The sequence below is a fragment of the Mycobacterium asiaticum genome, assembly GCF_001673635.1.
In the GTDB taxonomy this organism is placed as follows: domain Bacteria; phylum Actinomycetota; class Actinomycetes; order Mycobacteriales; family Mycobacteriaceae; genus Mycobacterium; species Mycobacterium asiaticum_C.
In genome coordinates, this window is the sequence record NZ_LZMH01000076.1 from 1 (window position 1) to 2052 (window position 2052).

The 2052-nt window shown below is 62.4% G+C and carries 2 protein-coding genes; both read right to left on the minus strand.

Annotated features, from left to right (window positions below; genetic code table 11):
• The coding region (locus A5645_RS22850) for a PPE family protein (protein ID WP_065131135.1) at nucleotides 1–1635 on the minus strand (1635 nt) is incomplete at its 3' end.
• A gap of 96 nt (nucleotides 1636–1731) precedes the next feature.
• Nucleotides 1732–2052: hypothetical protein (locus A5645_RS28240; RefSeq protein ID WP_216638336.1), on the minus strand; the 321-nt coding region annotated here is incomplete at its 5' end.

A 2052-nucleotide genomic window follows, 5' to 3' on the forward strand; every position in this document is an offset into this window, starting at 1 on the left:
TCGCATGCCGAAGTCCACGGGGATCTGTTCGAGGCGGATCGAGTAGGAAAAGCCTGTCATGCCTTGGGCGTCGCCGCGGACGAACATCCCGTTGTTCATGTTGCCCGAGTTGCCGATACCGGTGTTGATGTTCCCGGAGTTGCCGATACCGGTGTTGAGGTTGCCGGTATTGAACCACCCGGTGTTGGTGTCACCACCGTTGAAATCACCACTGTTGAAACTGCCCGCGTTGAAGCTGCCGGTGTTATAGCTACCGCGGTTACCGATACCGGTGTTGAAATTGCCCGGATTGAACAACCCGGTATTGCCGATACCGGAGTTACCGATCCCGGTGTTGTAACTGCCGGTGTTGAACAACCCCGAGTTACCGACCCCGGAGTTCGAAATGCCTTTCAGGTCAAAGCCGGAGTTGGCGATCCCGACGTTGCCGTCTCCGGTGTTGAAGAATCCGATGTTGTTGTCGCCGGTGTTACCGAACCCGATATTGCCCGTACCGGTATTGCCGAAAATATCGGTGACCGCCGCTTCGGCCGTGCCCGGGCCCACCGTCAACAGACCGTTCAACTTGGCCGACAAACCCGTCCCACTCAGCAGGCTGCTGATAGCCGGATTACTCAACAGGCCGCTCACCGTCGGACTACGCAACAGATTGCCCACCGCCGGACTACTCAGCAGATTGGCCACAGTCGGGCTGTCGAGCAGGGCGGTCAAATTGCCGCTGCTCAGCACGCTGTTCAACGCTGCACTGCTCAGCACGCTGCTCAGGCGCCCACCGGACAGTGCGGGGACGAACGCCTGTATGCCCGAGCCACCGAAGTGCCCCCAGGAGCCAAGCGAGAAGTGGCGGCCGTAGGACCCCCAGCGCCCAGCAGCCGCCGCACCGGTGCCACTGTCACCCAGACCTAGGTTGTGCAAGTTCAAGTTGGCGAGGTTTCCAGTACCCAGTCGCAGACTGCTCAGCAACCCGCCGAGGTTGAAGCCACCCAGCAGGCCGCCCAACCTCCCATTCACCGCAGCCAGCACGGCCCTGGCGCCGCCCTTGTTGAAAGTGCCGGCCAGGCCGGCAAGTTCCGTCGCCGCGGCGTTGACCAACCCGCCGACGCCGGCCAACTGACCTAGCGGCAGTTTGGTGAACGGCGTTAACGCCGCCGCGGCCGACGAAGCCCCGCCGTGATAGCTCAGCATCGCGACGATGTCCTGGGCCCAGAACTCCTCGTAAGCCGCCTCCGCCGCCGCGATCGCCGGCCAGTTCTGGCCGAACAGGTTTGAGATCGCAAGCCTCACCAAGGAATTGCGATTACCAGCGATGAGTGCCGGATGCACGATCATCGATCGGGCGGACTCGAAGGCGGATACCACCGCCCGCGCCTGAGTTGCGGCCTGCTCGGCTGCCGCACCGGCAGCGCTCAGCCACGCCGTGTAAGGCGTGGCCGCCGCCGCCATCTCCAGCGCAGCCGGACCCTGCCACACATCATTGACCAGACCCGAGGTCACACCCTCGAAAAACGACGACGCCGAACCCAACTCAGCAGCCAAACCATCCCACGCCGACGCGACCGACGCCATCGGCGCCGAACCCGCGCCCAACAGCATGTTCAGCGAGTTGATCTCGGGAGGCAAGGTCAGAAAACTCACCGGCTCAATCCTCTTCCTTACATTGCAGGAAAGCTTCTTTGGGGTAGGAGGTGCTACAGAACATCGGTCGACCACATGGGACGGGGAAACACGTCATCAGCCGGCCACCCAGTCCGCCAGCGTTTCCTGCAACGCGCTCATCTGGCCGTGCAAGAAGCCGGAGACCTGGCTGCCGATGTTGCCGATACCGGAGATCAGGGCCGGGGCGTTTGCGGCCAGCGTGCTGGTGTTGGCGAAACCGGAGATGGCGTTGCCGATGTTCTGGAAGCCCGACAGCAACGAACCGGAGTTGTACCAGCCCGAGGTCAGCGCCCCGTTGGCGTTGGCGAAGCCCGAACTGAGATCGCTGGAGTTGAAGAAACCGGAAGTGCCGCTGGAATTTCCGTTGAAGTAGCCCGACGACAACGACCCCGAGGA